Raw genomic sequence first — 18,634 nt, forward strand, 5'->3', positions numbered from 1 at the left:
GAGGGAATCGCAATGGACATCATCCTTCCGCCAAAGCCGCAAGGAGAGCAATGGACAGATGAACAGTGGCGCGCCATTGTCACGAATGGAGCTCATACGCTTGTAGCGGCCGCTGCCGGTTCAGGGAAAACGACAGTTCTTGTTGAGCGAATCATTCAAAAAATATTGGATGAGCAGCATCCAATTGATATTGATCGGCTGCTTGTGGTGACATTTACGAATGCAGCGGCGGCTGAAATGCGCCAGCGGATTGCTGAGAGGATCGAAAAAGCGATCGCCAAGGAACCGCATTCCCTTCATTTGCGCAGACAGCTCAGCCTGCTGCCAAAAGCAGCCATTTCCACGATTCACTCGTTTTGCTTAGAGGTTATTCGCAAATATTATTATTTAATCGATCTAGACCCTGTGTTTCGCATTGCTGATGAAACGGAAATCGAGCTAATCAAAGAGGAAACCATTGAAGAATTGTTTGAAGAACAATACGGGAAAAAGGAGAACGACATGTTTTTAAGTGTCGTTGACCGTTATACGAGCGACCGGACTGATATTGGTTTGCAGACGGTTGTGCTTTCCTTATATGAATTTGCCCGCTCGCATCCTTATCCAAGAGAGTGGCTTGATCGGCTTGTGGACATGTATCATGTTTCAGCTAATACGGCAATTGAAGAGCTTCCATTTGCGCCTTATTTGCTACAATACATCGAGTTTCAGCTGCAGGCGGCTAAACAGATGATTGAGCGCGCGCTTGTGATGGCAGAACATCCGGCAGGTCCTCATTATTTACGCGATACGCTTGCGAGTGATATCCTACAAATTCGCGATCTGGAGGAAGCGAAAAAGCATTCATGGCAGCGGCTTCACGAGGCGATTCATTCATTGACGTGGGCAACAGCAAAGCGGAAGCCGAAAAATGGGGAATATGATGAGCAGTTGGTTAGCGAAGTGAAAGCCTTGCGCGATAAAGCGAAAGAAAAAGTCAAGGAAATAAAGGAAGAGCTCTTTTCTTTTAAACCGGAAACATGGCTGCACCATTTGCAAGAGATGAAGCCGGTGGTTGAAACGATCGTAGATCTTGTTAAAGAGCTGGCCGATCGTTTACAGGCGAAGAAAATAGAAAAGGGAATTGTCGATTTTTCTGACTTGGAGCACTATTGCTTGCAAATTTTACGGCATCCGTCATCGACAAGCGATCAATTGCTTCCTTCTGATGCAGCGCTTGATTATCGGGGACAATTTACAGAAGTGCTGATTGACGAATATCAAGACGTTAACATGGTGCAGGAAATGATTTTGCAGCTTGTGATTCATGATGATGAAGCAGCGGGTAATTTGTTTATGGTGGGAGACGTGAAGCAATCCATTTACCGCTTTCGTTTGGCCGAGCCATTTTTATTTCTCAAGAAGTATCAGCGTTTTTCAAACAGTGGCGGCAATGGAGGCATTCTCATCGATTTGGCGCAAAATTTCCGCAGCCGTCCAGAGGTTTTAGATGGGACGAACTTTGTTTTCAAACAAATTATGGGGGAGACTGTCGGCGAAATTGTGTATGAGGCTGACGCAGAACTGCGCTTTGGAGCAAGCTACTACCCTGAGAAAAGCATGCCTGTCGAGTTGGTGTTGATTGATAAAGCAGATAACGATCATGCGCCGGAAAGTGAAAATGAATTGCAGCAGGATGAACAGCAAGAGCTTGAAAATGTTCAGCTCGAGGCTCGCTGGATCGCCCAAAAAATTAAAGAAATGATTGAAACGCCTTTTTATGTCTATGATCGTCATCTAAAGCAAGAAAGGCGCGTAATGTACCGAGATATTGTCGTCTTATTGCGTTCCATGCCGTGGGCGCCGCAATTGATGGAAGAATTTCGCAAGCAAGGCATTCCTGTGTACGCGGAGCTTTCGACGGGATACTTTACGGCAACAGAAGTGTCAGTGATGCTGTCGGTGTTAAAGGTCATTGACAATCCGTATCAAGACATTCCGCTCGCTTCTGTTCTTCGTTCGCCGATTGTTGGATTAGATGAAAACGAGCTTTCTCTTTTGCGTCTTGAAAGACCGAAAGGAGCTTTTTACGAAGCGTTTTTAGCGTTTTTAGAAAAACGGCCGGCCACCGATCAAGAAGCAGCGCTTCAAAAAAAACTCGCGCCTTTCGCTGCACACCTACAAGAGTGGCGTACGATGGCGCGGCAACATTCATTAGCAGAATTGATTTGGAGCGTCTATCGCGCTACTAGCTTTTATGATTTTGTCGGTACGATGCCTGGAGGAAAACAGCGGCAAGCCAACTTGCGTTTTTTATATGAAAAAGCGCGACAATTTGAACAAACTTCGTTTCGCGGCATTTTTCGTTTTCTGCGTTTCATGGAACGGATGCAGGAGCGCAAGGATGATTTCGGTGCCGCCCGTTCTATAAGCGAACAAGAGGATGTTGTACGGCTCATGACGATTCACAAGAGCAAGGGGCTTGAGTTTCCGATCGTCTTTGTGGCTGGTTTAGGAAAAAGTTTTAATACACAAGATTTGCGCAAGAGTTATTTAATGGACAAAGATTTGGGATTTGCCGCCCATTTTGTTCATCCGCGCCTGCGTGTCAGCTATCCGACCATTGCCCAGCTGGCATTGAAACGAAAGCAGGAACTGGAGCTTCTTGCCGAAGAGATGCGCATCCTATATGTCGCTTTGACGCGGGCGAAGGAAAAATTGTTTTTAGTAGGAACGGTGAAGAAACTAGAAAACGAGAAAAAACGGTGGCAGTCTGTTTGTGTGCACAGCGAGTGGCTACTGCCTGACTATATTCGAGCTTCTGCTAGATGCTATTTAGACTGGATCGGCTATTCGCTTGTCCGGCATGCTGATGCCGTTTGCTTGCATGATGGATTCACGGTGGAAAATGACATTTTTGCCCATGAATCGAAATGGAACGTGCAAGCTGTTTCTGCTGCTGAAATCGATAGAGAAATAGAAAATGCTGAACAGCAGGAAGCGAAAATAACGGAACAGCTTCGCAAAGGGGAACGCGTGCCGCTTCAGAGCGAATGGCATGACGAGATCGTTCGCCGCATGAATTGGCTTTATCCTTATCCGCTTTCGACCACTTCGAGAGCCAAACAGACGGTATCGGAATTGAAGCAGCAGCGTGAAACGTTTGGAGCCTATGGAGATGAAGCTTTTCTTAAGCCGTTTCGTACCGGAATCATGGATCGGCCGCGTTTTATGCAGGCGAAACAACTCTCTTCCGCGGAAAAAGGAACGGCGATGCATTTAGTGATGCAGCATATCGATTTAAAAAGCGATATAACAGAAGGAAGAATTCGTGAGCAGATCGCCAAGCTGCTTCAGGGTGAATGGTTGACAGAAGAACAAGCAAAGGAAATCGATATGGCTAGCATTCTTGCTTTTTTCCAAACCGATATCGGCCGTCGCTTGCAAAAAGCATCGTATGTTGAGCGTGAGGTGCCATTTAACTTAGCGTTGCCAGCTAAGGAGACGTATGGACAATGGAAGGAAAACGAGGAAACGGTGCTGGTTCAGGGCGTCTTTGATTGCGTATTTCAGGATGAAAAAGGCTTTGTCCTTATTGACTTTAAAACGGATCGAGTTCAGTGGGCTGATGATGTATCGGCTCTTATTGAAAAACGCTATCGTGTACAAATGGAACTATATCGTTTGGCCATTGAGCGAATCTGGAAAACGCACGTCGATGAATGCTATATCTATGCTTTTGACGGGGCAAAATTGGTTTCCATGTAGGAGGGAAGGCTTTGCGAATTTTGCATACAGCCGATTGGCATTTAGGGAGAACATTAGAAGGAAGAAGCCGGCTGCGAGAACAAGAGCAATTTTTAGATGAATTGGTCTCCATTGTTGAAGAAGAAAAAATTGATGCTGTGCTGATGGCTGGCGATGTTTTTGATTCGGTGAATCCGCCAGCAGCCGCAGAACAGTTGTTTTATGAAGGGATTGCTAGGCTATCAAATGGCGGACGGCGTCCGGTGGTCGTGATTGCAGGCAATCACGACCATCCGGATCGTTTAGCCGCTGCTTCGCGGCTGGCGGCTTCTCATTCGATCACCTTGCTTGGTTTGCCCACGATGAGAGGGCAAGAAATCTATATTCCGACATGCGGGGAAACGTTGTTGTTAGCCGCGCTTCCATACCCATCAGAATCAAGGCTAGCCCAGCTGTTGGCTGCTGAAAACGATGAGAAACTATTACGAAAAAAATATGATGAAAAGGTAAAGGAAATTTTCACTGTGATGAATCAGCAATTTCGGCACGATACGGTGAATATCGCGATGAGCCATTTATATGTGGCGGGAGGTGAGCCGTCTGATTCGGAGCGGCCAATTGAAGTCGGAGGGGCTTATACGGTATCAGCCCATTGTTTTCCAGACCAGGCTCAATATGTGGCGCTAGGGCATTTGCATCGGCCGCAAAACGTTAAACAAGCCGCAATGCCGGCGCGCTATTCGGGTTCTCCGCTTGCCTATAGCTTTTCTGAAGTGGGCTATACCAAATCGGTCACGATTGTGGATGTTCATCCCCAAAAGGAAGCGAATGTGTCAGAGCTACCGTTGTCATGCGGCAGACCGCTTGCCAAGTGGAAAGCGACCGAAGGCTTGGCCCAGGTTTATCGCTGGCTTGAGGAAGGAAAAGACCGCAATGCTTGGATTGATTTGGAAATTTATGTTGAGCATTCATTGACATTGGAAGAAATTCATCGTTTACGTAAAAGCTATGACGGATTTATCTATATTCGCCCTCATTTTTTAACCAAGCAACAGGCTGTACAAGAGGAGCGCGAGCATACTCCGATTGAAGTGCTATTTCAGCGCTTTTATGAAAAGCAGACAGGAGGGGCCAAGCCGACGGAAGAGCTTGTCCGGATGTTCCTCGAACTGCTTGCTGATGAAGATGAGGATGGTGATGAAGCATGAAGCCGATTCGTTTAACGGTTGCCGGATTGCATAGCTTTCGCGAAAAGCAGGTGATCGAATTCGATAAGCTGTGTGAAGGGGGCCTTTTTGGCATTTTCGGACCGACGGGCAGCGGCAAATCCTCCATTTTAGATGCGATGACTTTGGCGCTTTACGGAAATGTTGAGCGCGCGGCCAACAATACGAACGGCATTATGAATCATGCAGAGCAGGAGTTAGTCGTTTCCTTTACTTTTGAATTGGCCAGTGCCAATGGAAAGAGAAAATATACCGTTGAGCGAAGCTTTAAGAGAAGTGAGGGACTTCGTGTTAAAACAGCGATTAGCCGTCTAATTGAGGAAGGTTCAGAACGAGTGGTGCTTGCGGATAAAACAAGGGAGGTCGACGATCAAATCAAGCAGCTGCTCGGCTTGGAAATGAAGGATTTTACGCGGGCCGTCGTGCTGCCGCAAGGGAAATTTGCTGAATTTTTATCGCTAAAGGGTGTCGAGCGTCGGCAAATGCTGCAGCGGCTTTTTAATCTTGAACAATATGGGGATCAATTGAACAAAAAGCTAAAAACGAGATTCATAAACGCTACAGCCAAGTTAGAAACCATTTGCGCGGAGCAAGCAGGACTTGGCAATGCCTCAAAAGAAACGTTGGATGAACAACTGCAGCAATTAGAACAACTGGAGCAAGAACTCAAGCAGCAGCAGCTTTATTTGGTTCAAATAAAAGAGCGATATGAACGTGATAAAGAGCTGTGGCAATGGCAAAAGGAAAAGGAATACATCGAACAGCAGTTGGAAAAATGCCGGATGGAGGAGACGGAAATCCTCACGCTTGAACAAAAGCGCCAAAAGGCGGAGGAGGCGGAACGCTTACTTCCCTACGCTCAGCAATATGAACAAGCAAAGCGAGAGGTTGAAGAATGGGAAAGAGAAATGAAGCGCATTGAGCAGCAGCTTCATGTTACTCGTCAGCAATATGAACAGGCAGCTGAAGCTTACCGTTTTATTCGCGCGAAAAAAAATGAGCAGGAGCCGAAGCTTTTGCAGAAGAAAGAACAGCTTTTGCAAGCCAAGCAGCTGTGGGAGCGGATGCAGCAAATGGAGCGAGAAATGAAGGATATTAGGGCGCGGATCTCGGAAACGATGGCAAAAGAAAAGCAAGCACAGCAAGCGTTCGAACACCTTTCCCAGCTTTATGAACGAGCGTTGGACAAGCAAAAAAGTCTCAAGGAGCAATGGCGGCAAAAGCAGGTCCCTGCGCAAGTAAAAGAGCGGATCTATCGGGCTTATGAAGAAAAAAAAGAAGTGATGGTGCTTGATCAAGCGCTGCAAGAAATCAAGAGGGAGTATAGACAAAAGCAAGAAAGCTATGATCGGCTTGTGCAGCGCGAAAGTGTGTATGAAAAGCAACTGGAAGATGGTAAGAAAGCGTGGACAGCCCATTTTCAGCGAATCGAGAGGCTTTACCATCGTGTATGTGAAAAACAAATCCAACTTGAAAAGCTCATCTATAAGATCAAACAAAAGCAAAAAATAGCGGAGAAGACACGGCTGCAGCATGTGGCTGCCTCTTTGGCGGCAACGTTAACAGAAGGAAGTCCTTGTCCTGTGTGCGGTTCTCTCCATCACCCGTCTCCTGCCCTATCATCTAGCGAGCAACCGAGCGAGCAGGAGCTGTTAAAATGGGACGAGGAGCTGGAGAGAGCACAGCCGCTCGCTTCGTCCTTCCAGTCGCTGAAAATTCAGCTGGAACAATTAGCTGAAGCGGTTATGCAAGAGGAGAATAGAGAGGGAGTAGTGTTAAGCGATGCGTCTAGGGCAAAAAGAGAAGCAGAAGAAGAGTCTTATGCTCCTATCGACGTACAGTTCCATGATCTGGCCGCAGAAGTAAAAGCTTTACAGCAGGATTATTTCCAATGCCGTGAAGCAATCAATACGATGCTGGAAAGGCGGCGAACGCTTGAAAAGCAGCGGCAAGAGATTGTCAATCAGCGCCATTCGCTGCAGCAAGAAATAGAAGAGCGTCTCGCTAAATACCAAGAAAGAGAGCGCATGAAGGACGAACGCATGCAAAATTGGCTAGCAATCTATGAAAATCTCTCATTTACAGCGATTGAACAAATGATGGACCAATTGCGTGCGGATGAAAAAGAAGCACAATTATTGCAGGAACGAATTGATAAAAGCGTTGTATTTCTTGAACAAAAACAGGAGGAATGTGAACAAGCAAAAGAACAATGGCAACAGCTACAGCGGCAGCGAGCGGATGCTCTGCTTTTACAGCAGATGAAACAGCAACAATATAAAGAGTACGAGCAATCCCTTCCATTTCCTATTGACGAACAACCGCTTGAGCATCGATTGGCGGATGTGGAGCAGCAGCTTGTTCAGTTGCAAAAACAAGAAGAAGAAGCGTATGAATCGTACAACGGCATGCAGCGCCAATATCAGCTGTTAGAAGCAAAAAAACAGGCTGCGATACAAGCGCTATCTGAAGGGGAAAAACGGCTGGAGCAAGCAGAGGATAAATGGAGGGAGATGTTGCAGCAGAGCTCTTTTGCAAACGCTGATGAAATTCGTAAAACTCCATTAACACAAGAAGAAAAGAACGCGATGGCAGAACGTATCCAACAATTCCGTGAAAACTGGCTGAAATGGCAAAATGAATGGCAGCGGGTGACGGACCGGATGAATGGCATGGAAATCAGTGAAGAACAATGGCAGCAGAGCGCTTCCATGCTCCGGCAACAAGAAGAGAAAACGACAGAATTAATCAAACAAGTGGCTTCTGCTAAAACAAGAGTAGAGGAGCTGACTGAAAAGCATAAACGCTTTCAAGAGCTGGAGCAGCAGCGAATGGCAGTGGAACGGCTAGTCCAGCAATATCGTGAGCTGCAAAATGTGTTGCGCGGAAACAGCTTTGTTGAATTTATGGCGGAGGAGCAGTTGATCCGTGTCACTCGTGATGCGTCTGAGCGGCTTGGCGAGCTAACAAGACAGCGCTATGCCATCGAAGTCGATTCAGAGGGAGGATTTATGATCAGGGATGATGCGAATGGAGGAGTGCGACGTCCAGTAACGACGTTATCAGGAGGGGAAACCTTTTTAACTTCTCTGTCATTGTCCCTAGCCTTATCGGCACAAATCCAGCTTCGCGGTGAGTATCCGCTGCAGTTTTTCTTCTTGGATGAAGGGTTTGGCACACTGGATGGGGAGCTTCTCGATGTCGTCATTTCTGCTTTAGAACGGCTGCAGGCGAACGATATGGCGATCGGCGTGATCAGCCATGTGCAGGAGTTGCGCGCCCGTCTTCCAAAGCGGCTCATTGTCGAACCTGCTGAGCCTTCTGGCCGGGGCACGCGTGTTAAATTAGAAGTCATGTAGTCAAGTAGCCAAAAGAGGGGTTTTTATCTACTTGATGCATATCATGATTTCTGAAAAACGAATAGTTGGAGGCTTGTCCGTCCTTAGTCTTTTCATTACATAGATGTGTGACAAAAGTTGAAGTAACGCCGCTTTCAGACCCGTTCTGGTTCTGTGAAGCGGCGTTGTTCCATCATCGGGCTGTGGGAAAACACCCAGCCTTTATCATGCAAATAAGTGACATCGATCGTAGCTGTCATTGCTGCTTTTTAACGGAGAAGCCTCTCACCTCTTAACGGAGTGTTGGTGGGAGAGGTTCATTTTTTGGAAAAACTTTAGTTATTACCAGCGACATTGTTATCGAATACATCCGGATCGAGGGAATTTGTAAAACTGATACCGTTATTTGTCAAAATAAAATCGCCCGTATTAAATCCTCCGGATCCCCCTTGGGTTTTGGTAGATGTTTTTGGTGCGATGTACATGGTGTCTCCTACTTGAAAAACAGCACCGCTGCTCACGTTTGTAATTTTAATTGGACCAACAACTGCTGGCATGTTCATCCATCCTTTGTTATCGAATTGCTGCTTGTGGAAGCGAAAGAGAGAAAGGAATGTTTGGCTCTGATAGTTGCCGAATATGCTTAATGCGCGTATCGGCATCAACCGTAGAAGTGGAGCCGATATGAACGACTGCTGCGGTGGAAACAGCGATTAAGTGAATCGAACGAACTGAAAGAACAGGTGATTCATTCAAGCGGCGAGTTTGCACGTATGCGGATACGGGAAGTTTCGGCAAAGGCCTTGTAAACACAGGAAAAGCCCCTTCTCCTTCATTCCCACCAAACCATTCGTATTGCCTTTGAACAGCTAAAACGTATGAACGAGCGTTAATTTCTCGAGAATCGCCAATTTGCAACACCGAGCTCAAAAGGACGGTGTTACTATTGAGCCATTGAACCATTGATAAGCGCTTCATCAATACCGACAACCTTCCCTTAAGCTTGTGGTGTTACGATCCTTTTGGAGCAAGCGGGACGAGAGGGCCAATAATCAATGATTCAGGCGGTGTGTCAAAAGCGGATGATAAATTTATCACGTCTGCATCTCCGATGAGAAAAATAGCTGAGCTCGTTACAGCTGTAAGATAAATGTCGCCTACTTGCACGTCACGATTAATCACAGTATAGTTCATGATGTTCCTCCTTGTTTTGGAAGATGTTTAATAAAGCTTTCTAATGATTGCTCAATGTCTTCCTTCAGCTTCATAAATATCATATTCTCTATATTTTCCGCTGATTTTTGATCTGGGACATATCCGCCATTCATGGTTTGCTGCAAATAGAAGCGGATCCGTTCATCGACCTGACGCTGAATATCCTGGAGAATAAACTGGCGATACGGATCATCTAAAGGATAGGCGTATTTCGCTTCGAGCTCTTGTAATACTTGCATGCATTCATTTTGCAAATAACCATTGACTTTGGTTTGGATATTGCCGAATAGGGCCGGTTCTGGTTTAGGAATAATCGTTTTTTTAGCATCGACCGCAAAATCTTCAATGGATCCCGTGCCATTTGGCGTGAGGCCGATATTTAACGTGCCTTCTAATGTTTCTACTTTGAGCTGATCAAATTTATACTCAATTCGTTCAATCATTGTTTGTGGATGCTGCTTGATTTCATGCAGCTCTTTTTCAAGAATGGCAAGCCGGTTTTCGATGGTTTGGATCTTGTTTGTTTGCCATAATAAATATTGCTGCAATTTCATAAAATAGTCGTATGGAAACAAGCTGCTCATAGTCGCTTCTCATCCTCTCAATGATCCCTTCTCTTTTCAATATATGGGCTATGAGTGGTTGTCATCACTTTTTTTTGTCATTTTTTCGCGAGTTGCGGAATGAAGAGGGACCAATGGAGCGCTGGACTCGCTTGTAGGAGCGGAAATGATCGCTTCAGGTGCAGGCTCGGTAAATCCGCCTGTGTTGCTTAATGTGGAAAGCGCCTGAATTTGCCCAGCGCTGCCGATTTGGAGCACGGATGAGTTGGTCACAGAGCCGATTTTAAATTGATAAATGTAGATGCTTTGATTGATATAAAAGTTCATCGTGTCACTCCTTTATGCGTTGCCGACCACACTATCATCCATAAAATCTGCATCATTTGTGTTCGTATTGCTGTAATAATTATATATGCTTAAGCCGTTTCCTGTATTAAAAGAACCAGCACCGGCAAATGTTTTCGCGACGCTGTAAGGACTGATCGCAAAAACGTCACCAATATGAAATACACCGCTGCTTCCGATACTGTTAAGTTTTACTACCCCAACGAATGCTGGCATCATCATACACCCTTTTTTTATTTTCGTTATAGGTTATGGGCGAATAGAGAAAAATGTGCATTTCTTTAATTGTTGGCGACATTATTGGCATCATTAACGTCAGGATCGGATGTGTTTGTAAAGCTGACAAATGTGTTGGTTTGCAAAAAATCTCCGTTATTTCCGCCGCCGGCGCCTTGATTGGATTTTAAGGCGCTTTTTGGCGCGATTTGCAGTACATCGCCAAAATTGACGGTTCCATCGCCGCTGACATGTGTGATTTTTATAGGCCCCCCGATAAAAGATGGCATATGACCACGTCCTTTCTCATCATAGGTATCTGTTTATCATTATATGGAGATGGAAATAAAGTGTTGAATATAAGATGGATGTCCCTATCGTTTTTTGTTTGCTCTTCATAAAATAACAGTAATACAAAAAAGAGGATGATCGACATGCCAGCATTGATTTTGGGCGGTATCATGGTGACAAGCATTAGCGGAAATGGAACGGTAAATCTAGGAGATGTTTTACAAATTGCGCCAAAAAGTACGGCGAAGGCTTTTCATGGAGGCGGCGGAGATAATGTAGGGAATTTTATTCAAACGAATGTATTGTTTAGTGTCACTAATACTTTGGATCCAAGCTTGAAGGACGCTAGCAATATTGGAAACAATTAAAAGCGCTACAAACCTGTAGCGCTTTTCTTATGTAAAGGCTGTTTGAAGATATTTTGGAGAGATCGGCAGCCGGCCACGCCAAAATGTGATGTCGAAGTCGGCTTTCGCCTAGAGAGCAATGTGCTGGATCATTGATCCATACAAATGTGAAATAGTAAGTTACATCTATATCACCCATGTGTTATAATTTTATTGAATTTTCAGATAGATAAACACGGAGGGGAGAGAGAAAAATGAAAGTACCGTTGCTGCTGACCCAGTTTTTGGACCGGGCGGTGTCGTTATACGGCGACAAAATAGGGGTGATTGACGAAGGAAAGGAGCTTACATATCGCGAGCTAAATGACAGAGTCAATCAACTGTCACACGGTCTGAGGGATTTGGGGGTAAAAAAAGGGGATCGCGTGGCGTATTTGGCTCCGAATACGCTTGAAATGCTCGAAGGATTTTATGGGGTGTTTCAGCTTGGCGCGGTCATGGTTCCGTTAAACATTCGCTTAAAACCAGACGATTATTTGTTTATTTTAAATCATAGTGAAAGCAAAGTGCTGTTTGTAGATCAAGAGCTGTACCACTTGATTTTGCCGATTAAGGACAAGCTTGAAACCATCGAAGCGATCATTGTTCATGGGAAAAATCAGGAAACGAATGAAATCGCTTACGATGAATGGCTGACGCAGTTCACTTCTGCGCCATTCCAGCGCCCTGATATCGACGAGGATGATGTATGCAGCCTTCTGTATACGAGCGGAACAACCGGAAATCCGAAAGGGGTCATGCTTACACACCGGAATAATTATCTTCATGCGCTAATAACGATGCATCACCTGCGCGTATCAGATCGCGATAACTATTTGCATGTGCTGCCAATGTTCCATGTGAATGGGTGGGGATCTCCGTTTTATTATACGGCGAATGGAGCGACGCATATTTGCTTGCGAAAAGCGGCGCCAGAGCTGATTTTTGAATACATTCAAAAATATCAGGTTAATGTGATGCATATGGCTCCCACTGTGCTCAATTCATTATTGCAATATTACGAACAGCATGTTCCTATTATGGAGCATCCCGTTCGTGTTGTCATCGCTGGTTCCGCACCGCCGCCGGCCTTTGTCACACGCGTAGAAAAAGAGCTGGGCTGGGAGTTTATCCAAGTGTATGGCATGACAGAATCGTCGCCGCTAAGCACTGTTTCTACGATCCGCTCGCATCTAAGCGACTTGCCTCTTCATGAACAATACCGGATGAAAGCAAAGGCGGGACACGCCATGATCGGTTGCGAAGTAAAAGTGGTGAACGAGCATGGTGAAGCCGTTCCACATGACGGTCAAACGATTGGAGAAGTCGTTGTGCGCAGCAACGGTGTAATGAAAGGATATTGGAAAAATCCCGAGGCAACGATGGAAACGATCCGAAACAGCTGGCTTCATACGGGAGACATGGCTACAGTTGATTCGTATGGAAATATTGATATCGTTGATAGAAAAAAAGATATTATTATTAGTGGCGGCGAAAATATTTCTTCCATTGAGGTGGAAGGTGTTCTGTATGATCATCCATCCGTGTTGGAGGTGGCAGTGATTGCTGTGCCCCATGAAAAGTGGGGAGAAACGCCACATGCATTTGTCGTGACACGCCCAGGACATACGGTTACAGAGCAGGAGCTTATTGCTTTTTCACGAGAAAGACTCGCACATTTTAAAGCCATTACAGGTGTGACATTTGTGGATGAGCTTCCGAAAACGGCATCAGGGAAAATTCAAAAAGTGCATTTGCGCAAGGAATATTGGACGTCCATTGGAAAAGCAGACAGATATGTAAACTAAACGCGCAATGTCTTGGGGAGGAAAGGCCATTTGTTCATTGACAGATGGCCTTTGTTTTTTATATTGTTGAAGACATGAGCAGGCATGAGTGAATGGTGAGGTAAGACAATGAGCGAATTTCATTCTATTTCTGATACAGAACGTATTCAATCTGTCGATATGATGCGGGGGATTGCTATTTTGGGCATTTTTCTAGTCAATATGCCCCATTTTAACTCTCCTATCATGTATTTGAGCCACGGAAGCGGGTCGAGCCATGCTTCCGATCGCTTGACGGAAAAAATGATTGATATTTTTGCTGAAGCTAGCTTCTATCCATTATTTGCTTTTTTATTCGGTTTTGGCGTCATCATCTTTCGTGAACGAGTGCTTATGAAAAAGAGGCCGTTTGTCCGGCTTTTTGCCAGAAGGATGATTTCCTTGCTTTTAATCGGATGTCTCCATGCCTTTCTGATCTGGTATGGCGATATTTTAATTTCCTATGCTCTTACTGGAATGTTTATGCTATTGTTTCATCGGGCGTCCCCGCGTTCTCTCTTTGTCTGGGCATTGCTGCTTTGGCTCGTTCCCAACGGACTGCTTAGCGCTTTATTGGGGATTGCAGTATGGATAGAGCCTGGAAATTCGGATGCACCATCTGACGAAACCTTGGCTCACGAGGCTCTTCATCATTACCGAGACGGTACATTTGCAGAGATTTTTCAGCAGCGTTGGCACGACTGGATGTATGTAAACAACGCAGAAGGAACGATCTTTATTATTCTTTCGCTTTTGCCCATGTTTTTGTTCGGGGCGTACGTTGCCAAACAACAATGGTTTTCCTCTATTTCTGCCAATAAAAAAACATTGAAAAAACTGTGGATTTTCACTCTTTTGTTTGGCTGGAGCTTGAAGCTTTTGCCGTACTGGACGGAAAGAAATATGGCGGCAGAATATGTACAAAACATGCTGGGCGGGCCATTAACTTCTATTTTTTATGTGACCACCATTGCGTTATGTTCCGATATGAGATGGGGAAATAAAATTCTTTCCATTTTTGCAGCTGTAGGCAAAATGTCGCTAACAAATTATTTATTTCAATCTATTTTGTGCACGTTATTGTTTTATCATTATGGCTTTGGATTATATGGAACGGTTCGTCCATTTTACGGATTGCTTTTGGCGATTTTCATTTATAGCCTGCAAGTGGTCATCAGCAACAGATGGATGAAGCGCTATCGAACAGGACCGGTAGAATGGCTATGGAGAACAATCATATATGGGCAGAAGCAGCCGTTTAAAAGAACATAAAGAGATTCATGATAAAAATAAAAAATCTACTGAATCGGCTTTTTCAGTAGATTTTTATTCGATGCGAAGATAGGCGGATTTAGAAAGAGAATAATGATGCTGCTTAGAGGCTAGAGCCTCTCTTAATTGAATATTTAACAATTCATCGAGCTCCTGGCTGCATTGAATGGTTTCTTTGGCAGTTAGACCATATGTTAAAGCTAACTCAATCATCTGTTGTCTTTTTTCTTCAATCAACATGATCATTGTTTTTCACCAACGTTTTATTATGATGTTTTAGGAATTTAGTATGGCGAATAGTATATCATCATTATACATAGAATGGGAAGGAAGGGAAGAGGTTCGCTAAAAAAAGACATAATATTCTATATTTCTACAAATTTTTGGGAGGGTTTGGACGACAAGATAGAGAATAATCAAAGGGAGAAAGGGAGGTCAAGGATCATGAAATTTGTGACAGCTAAGCGCCAAGGAACGTCATTTGTCGGCGTACTAAGCGCTCAAAATGAAGTCATTCACTTGCAAATGGCGGAGCAGGCCATGGGAGAGGAGTCCACGCTGCCCCACTCACTTATTGAGTGTATCGCGCTTGGTGATGCGTTTGTCGATAAAGTGCAGGAAATTGTCACATGGAGCGAGAAGCAGCGAGCTGCTGATTATGTCTATCCACTTGCAAGCGTCCAGCTGTTGGCGCCGATTCCGCGTCCTCTCAAAAATATTTTTTGCGTCGGGAAAAACTATGTCGATCACGCACTTGAGCTTGGAAGCGCGGATGACATTCCGGAACATCTGATGCTGTTTTCTAAAGCGCCGACAACCGTAACAGGACATGAGTCCCTTGTTTTGCGCCATGCCCATGTGACAGAAGAATTAGATTATGAGGGAGAATTAGCGGTTGTTATCGGCAAAAAAGGAAAAGGCATTAAAGAAGAAGAAGCGTTGGACTACGTATTTGGTTATACGATTATCAACGATATTACAGCGCGGGATTTGCAGCAGCGCCATAAACAGTTTTTGCTTGGCAAAAGCTTGGATACGTCTTGTCCGATGGGGCCATGGATCGTGCACAAGTCGCTGATTCCTAACCCGAACCGCTTGCATATTGAAACGAAAGTGAATGGGGAAATACGGCAAAAAGCGAATACGGAACAGTTTATTTTTTCGGTTGAAACGATTATTTCTACGATTTCACAAGGAATGACGTTAGAGCCTGGCGACATTATTGCGACAGGAACGCCGGCTGGAGTCGGAAAAGGCATGAAACCGCCGCGTTTTTTGCAATCAGGGGACATCGTGGAAATCACCATCGAAAAAATCGGCACGCTTCGCAATCGAATTGGCGAATAAGAATGTCATAAACGAGGGCTTTCCTCATCCGGAAAGCCCTTGACTGCTGATAAACGCTTTTATCTTTCGTCACTGGCTTCGCTCCTCAGCCCCTAAACGTCTTTGGTCAATTGGTATCTTCGCTAAAGCACAGCCCCTTTGTCTGCCAAGTGCTTTCAAGTGAGTCTGATGTGAAACCAGCCCAATCCATGAAGGATGGTTAAAATGGTTGCAGGGTCTGTCCAGAAAGTCAACTCTATAAAGCATTAAAGGGGCGTCTATAAGCCGGAAAACCGACTTATTACCTGCTGTTCTCTTTGCTTTTATTTATTCATTAAACACCTTTTTCACTTTTTCGATTGCCCAGTCCAACTGTTCTTTCGTGATGATCAATGGAGGGGCAAAACGAATGACGGTGTCATGTGTTTCTTTGCATAGTAATCCTTCATTCTGCAATTTTTCACAATATGGACGGGCAGGCCCATGCAATTCAACGCCGATAAATAATCCGCGGCCACGGACCTCTTTAATATCAGGATGCTGAATTTCACGTAACTTTTCTTGGAAATAATTACCTAATCCAAAAGAACGTTCTGCTAGTTTTTCTTCAACAAGAACGTCGATGGCTGCGATGGAAACAGCGCAAGCGAGCGGATTACCGCCGAAGGTCGAACCGTGTGAACCTGGATTGAAAACGCCTAAAATATCGCGATTGGCCGCTACGCAAGAAATCGGGAATACACCGCCGCCTAGCGCTTTGCCGAGGATGTACATATCCGGCACAACATTTTCCCAATCGCATGCAAACATTTTTCCTGAGCGGCCTAGGCCAGCTTGAATTTCGTCGGCAATATACAATACGTTGTGTTGTTTACATACTTCATAGGCGGCTTTTAAAAATCCTTCTGGAGGAATATTAATGCCTGCCTCCCCTTGGATCGGTTCAAAGATAAAGGCAGCCGTATTTGGTGTAATCGCTTTCTTTAATGCTTCCACATCGCCAAATGGGATCACTTTGATGCCAGGAAGCATCGGTCCGAATCCGCGCTGATACTCAGGGTTGGAAGACATGGAAACAGCGGTCATTGTCCGTCCGTGGAAATTATCTTCGCAAACGATAATTTCCGCTTTATTTTCTTCGATGCCTTTGACATCATACGCCCAGCGGCGCGCAGCTTTCACGGCTGTTTCTACCGCTTCTGCGCCTGTATTCATTGGTAAAACCATGTCTTTTCCTGTTAATTTGGCTACTTTTTCATACCAAGGGCCCAACTGATCGTTATGAAACGCTCGAGATGTTAAGGTAATGCGGTCTGCCTGTTCCTTGAGCGCTTGAATGATTTTCGGATGACGATGTCCTTGGTTGACGGCGGAATAGGCGCTTAACATATCCATATAACGATTGCCTTCAGGGTCTTCTACCCATACGCCTTCTCCTTTAGAAAGAACGACTGGCAGCGGATGATAGTTGTTTGCGCCAAACTGCTCAGTTAAGTGAATAATTTCTGTTGTTTTGCTCATGTGTGCTCCTCCTATTTGCAATATTCGCTCCATTATATATTATAGCAAAAATTATACGAGCTTGTTAGATTGGGAAAAAGAAGGAACTTTATGGCCTTTGTCCATTTTCTTGCTTGCAAAGAGAGCTTCTTACCTGATGGCGCGATGGAGCATTGCGTATGACGATATAAATACAACTCGATTCCTTCATTTTGTTTCCGTGTGAACAGGTGATGATCCAATTTCGGCGATCGCTCGACCGTCGAAAAATGGGGGCTCTGTTTTGGAAACGGCTATACGGCTTATCTTTTGATGATATGTATTCTATTTATAGACAAGCATGCCATTTCGTTTTTTTACAAAAACATGCTATGATGAAGAAAACGAATGCTGGAAAGGAGATCATTTTCGATGACGCATGCACACATTACAACATGGGTGATTGCTTTCATTTTATTTTTTGTTTCTTTGTCGATGTACAAAGCTCATTCTCCGAAGGCGAAAATCGCCCATATGGTTTTGCGCTTGTTTTATCTGCTCATTATCGCTACTGGAGCGATGCTATTGTTTAGCTTGTATTCGATTTCAGCGCTGTATATCGTAAAAGCGATTGTTGGTCTTTGGGTCATTGTCGCGATGGAGATGGTGATGGTCCGCGCCAAAAAGGGAGAGCGTGCCCAAAGTGCTTGGATTCAGCTTGTACTGGCTTTTGTGCTTGTTTTATATTTAGGACTTAAGCTTCCGTTAGGATTCCATGTTTTTTCCTAAACGACAGTCAAGTATTACTTATATTGAAAAGGGTGTCCCAATTACTGTGGACACCCTTTTTAGCTGATTTGTGTGCAAATAAACCGATTGCCTGTATGGAACGTCATTTCAAAGCGATCTTTATTCGTTTCGCCTCGCTCATAATAGTGTTGCACGTTCCCGATCAGCTCTGTATTATCAAAAATCATAAAATTGACGCCTGTACGCTTCTCAAACAAGAGCCCGTTATAGCAATACAGACAATCGTATAATGAAAAATTCAGTTTATTTAGCCATTCAATGAAGCCAAAAAACGTTTTTTCAGGAAGAGCATCAAGCCAGCTGCGATAAGCATACGGCAATCGTTTGCGAAAACGAACCAGCTCGCCCTTTTGCAGTAAAACTCTTGTTCCAGATAATTGAATTTCTCCATTGTGTTGATAATATCCGCGAAGCCAGCGGCCGAATCGGAAAATTTCGATTTCCTCATCACTCCACTCTGCAAGCAGTCCTGCTTCTTCCTCTTCTTCATCAAAAAAAACCCATTCCCCGTTTACATATTCAATTTCTCCTTGTATATAAGCGCGCTGTTGGGCGGGAATCTGTGCCAACTTTTGTTCAAGAGTCAATTTTCCTCATCTCCTTTCTTTTTTCGTT

General features: G+C 44.7%; 18 protein-coding genes. 8 read left to right on the top strand and 10 right to left on the bottom strand.

All coding sequences use genetic code 11. The features are described from left to right. The first annotated feature begins 12 nt into the window (after positions 1-12). The 3 genes from addA to AT864_RS08195 are packed head-to-tail and all read left to right on the top strand — an operon-like array spanning position 13 to position 8,311. A complete protein-coding gene (gene addA, locus AT864_RS08185) occupies positions 13-3,747 on the top strand; it encodes a helicase-exonuclease AddAB subunit AddA (protein ID WP_066148153.1) in 3,735 nt (1,244 codons plus the stop codon). A gap of 11 nt (positions 3,748-3,758) precedes the next feature. After that, positions 3,759-4,934 (top strand): exonuclease SbcCD subunit D, encoded by a 1,176-nt coding sequence (locus tag AT864_RS08190; protein ID WP_066148156.1) that lies wholly within the window; start codon positions 3,759-3,761, stop codon positions 4,932-4,934. Continuing rightward, complete coding sequence (locus tag AT864_RS08195; RefSeq protein ID WP_066148159.1) at positions 4,931-8,311, top strand: SbcC/MukB-like Walker B domain-containing protein; 3,381 nt, start codon at positions 4,931-4,933, stop codon at positions 8,309-8,311. Before AT864_RS08190 ends, AT864_RS08195 begins: the two co-directional genes overlap by 4 nt. 314 nt (positions 8,312-8,625) lie before the next feature. Here the strand turns inward: AT864_RS08195 and AT864_RS08200 are convergent, their stop codons facing one another. From AT864_RS08200 to AT864_RS08230, 7 genes are all read right to left on the bottom strand, one after another. After that, positions 8,626-8,847: a spore germination protein gene (locus AT864_RS08200; RefSeq protein ID WP_066148161.1), complete on the bottom strand. Its 222-nt coding sequence runs from the start codon at positions 8,845-8,847 to the stop codon at positions 8,626-8,628. Positions 8,848-8,863: 16 nt separating this feature from the next. Beyond that, positions 8,864-9,268 (bottom strand): spore germination protein GerPE, encoded by a 405-nt coding sequence (locus AT864_RS08205; protein WP_066148164.1) that lies wholly within the window; start codon positions 9,266-9,268, stop codon positions 8,864-8,866. A 33-nt stretch (positions 9,269-9,301) separates the two neighbouring features. Beyond that, complete coding sequence (locus AT864_RS08210) at positions 9,302-9,484, bottom strand: hypothetical protein (RefSeq protein ID WP_044745671.1); 183 nt, start codon at positions 9,482-9,484, stop codon at positions 9,302-9,304. Next, positions 9,481-10,089, bottom strand: coding sequence for a spore germination protein GerPC (locus AT864_RS08215; RefSeq protein WP_066148167.1), 609 nt, complete (start codon positions 10,087-10,089; stop codon positions 9,481-9,483). The genes AT864_RS08210 and AT864_RS08215 overlap by 4 nt, the downstream gene beginning before the upstream one ends. A gap of 48 nt (positions 10,090-10,137) precedes the next feature. Next, on the bottom strand, positions 10,138-10,395 hold the full coding sequence (locus AT864_RS08220; protein ID WP_066148170.1) for a spore germination protein GerPB: 258 nt from the start codon (positions 10,393-10,395) through the stop codon (positions 10,138-10,140). 12 nt (positions 10,396-10,407) lie between these two features. After that, positions 10,408-10,629: a spore germination protein gene (locus AT864_RS08225; protein WP_066148173.1), complete on the bottom strand. Its 222-nt coding sequence runs from the start codon at positions 10,627-10,629 to the stop codon at positions 10,408-10,410. Between the two features lie 65 nt (positions 10,630-10,694). Continuing rightward, a complete protein-coding gene (locus AT864_RS08230; RefSeq protein ID WP_044745675.1) occupies positions 10,695-10,919 on the bottom strand; it encodes a spore germination protein in 225 nt (74 codons plus the stop codon). Between the two features lie 144 nt (positions 10,920-11,063). Between AT864_RS08230 and AT864_RS08235 the strand changes: the two genes are divergently transcribed. The 3 genes from AT864_RS08235 (at position 11,064) to AT864_RS08245 (ending at position 14,404) form a co-directional block, all read left to right on the top strand. Continuing rightward, positions 11,064-11,288, top strand: a complete 225-nt coding sequence (locus AT864_RS08235; RefSeq protein ID WP_044745676.1) for a spore germination protein — start codon at positions 11,064-11,066, stop codon at positions 11,286-11,288. Positions 11,289-11,521: 233 nt separating this feature from the next. Further along, positions 11,522-13,114 carry a long-chain-fatty-acid--CoA ligase gene (locus tag AT864_RS08240; RefSeq protein ID WP_066148176.1) on the top strand — a complete coding sequence of 531 codons (1,593 nt, stop codon included), beginning with the start codon at positions 11,522-11,524 and terminating at the stop codon, positions 13,112-13,114. A gap of 108 nt (positions 13,115-13,222) precedes the next feature. Beyond that, entirely contained in the window at positions 13,223-14,404 is a 1,182-nt protein-coding gene (locus AT864_RS08245; RefSeq protein ID WP_066148179.1) for a DUF418 domain-containing protein, read from the top strand. Positions 14,405-14,458: 54 nt separating this feature from the next. On the opposite strand, the gene AT864_RS08250 is transcribed toward AT864_RS08245, so the two are convergent. After that, a complete protein-coding gene (locus AT864_RS08250; RefSeq protein WP_044745679.1) occupies positions 14,459-14,650 on the bottom strand; it encodes an aspartyl-phosphate phosphatase Spo0E family protein in 192 nt (63 codons plus the stop codon). 198 nt (positions 14,651-14,848) lie between these two features. On the opposite strand from AT864_RS08250, the gene AT864_RS08255 reads away from it, so the two are divergent. Beyond that, the gene (locus tag AT864_RS08255) at positions 14,849-15,751 is read left to right on the top strand and encodes a fumarylacetoacetate hydrolase family protein (protein WP_066148182.1); all 903 of its coding nucleotides are present in this window, start codon (positions 14,849-14,851) and stop codon (positions 15,749-15,751) included. 306 nt (positions 15,752-16,057) lie between these two features. Here the strand turns inward: AT864_RS08255 and AT864_RS08260 are convergent, their stop codons facing one another. Then, positions 16,058-17,251, bottom strand: a complete 1,194-nt coding sequence (locus AT864_RS08260) for an ornithine--oxo-acid transaminase (RefSeq protein ID WP_066148185.1) — start codon at positions 17,249-17,251, stop codon at positions 16,058-16,060. 390 nt (positions 17,252-17,641) lie between these two features. Between AT864_RS08260 and AT864_RS08265 the strand changes: the two genes are divergently transcribed. Next, positions 17,642-17,998 carry a YisL family protein gene (locus AT864_RS08265; RefSeq protein WP_066148189.1) on the top strand — a complete coding sequence of 119 codons (357 nt, stop codon included), beginning with the start codon at positions 17,642-17,644 and terminating at the stop codon, positions 17,996-17,998. Positions 17,999-18,057: 59 nt separating this feature from the next. Here the strand turns inward: AT864_RS08265 and AT864_RS08270 are convergent, their stop codons facing one another. Then, positions 18,058-18,606 (bottom strand): DUF2777 family protein, encoded by a 549-nt coding sequence (locus tag AT864_RS08270; RefSeq protein WP_066148192.1) that lies wholly within the window; start codon positions 18,604-18,606, stop codon positions 18,058-18,060. Positions 18,607-18,634: the final 28 nt, after the last annotated feature.

Source organism: Anoxybacillus sp. P3H1B, from assembly GCF_001560855.1.
Taxonomy (GTDB): Bacteria; Bacillota; Bacilli; order Bacillales; family Anoxybacillaceae; genus Anoxybacteroides; species Anoxybacteroides rupiense.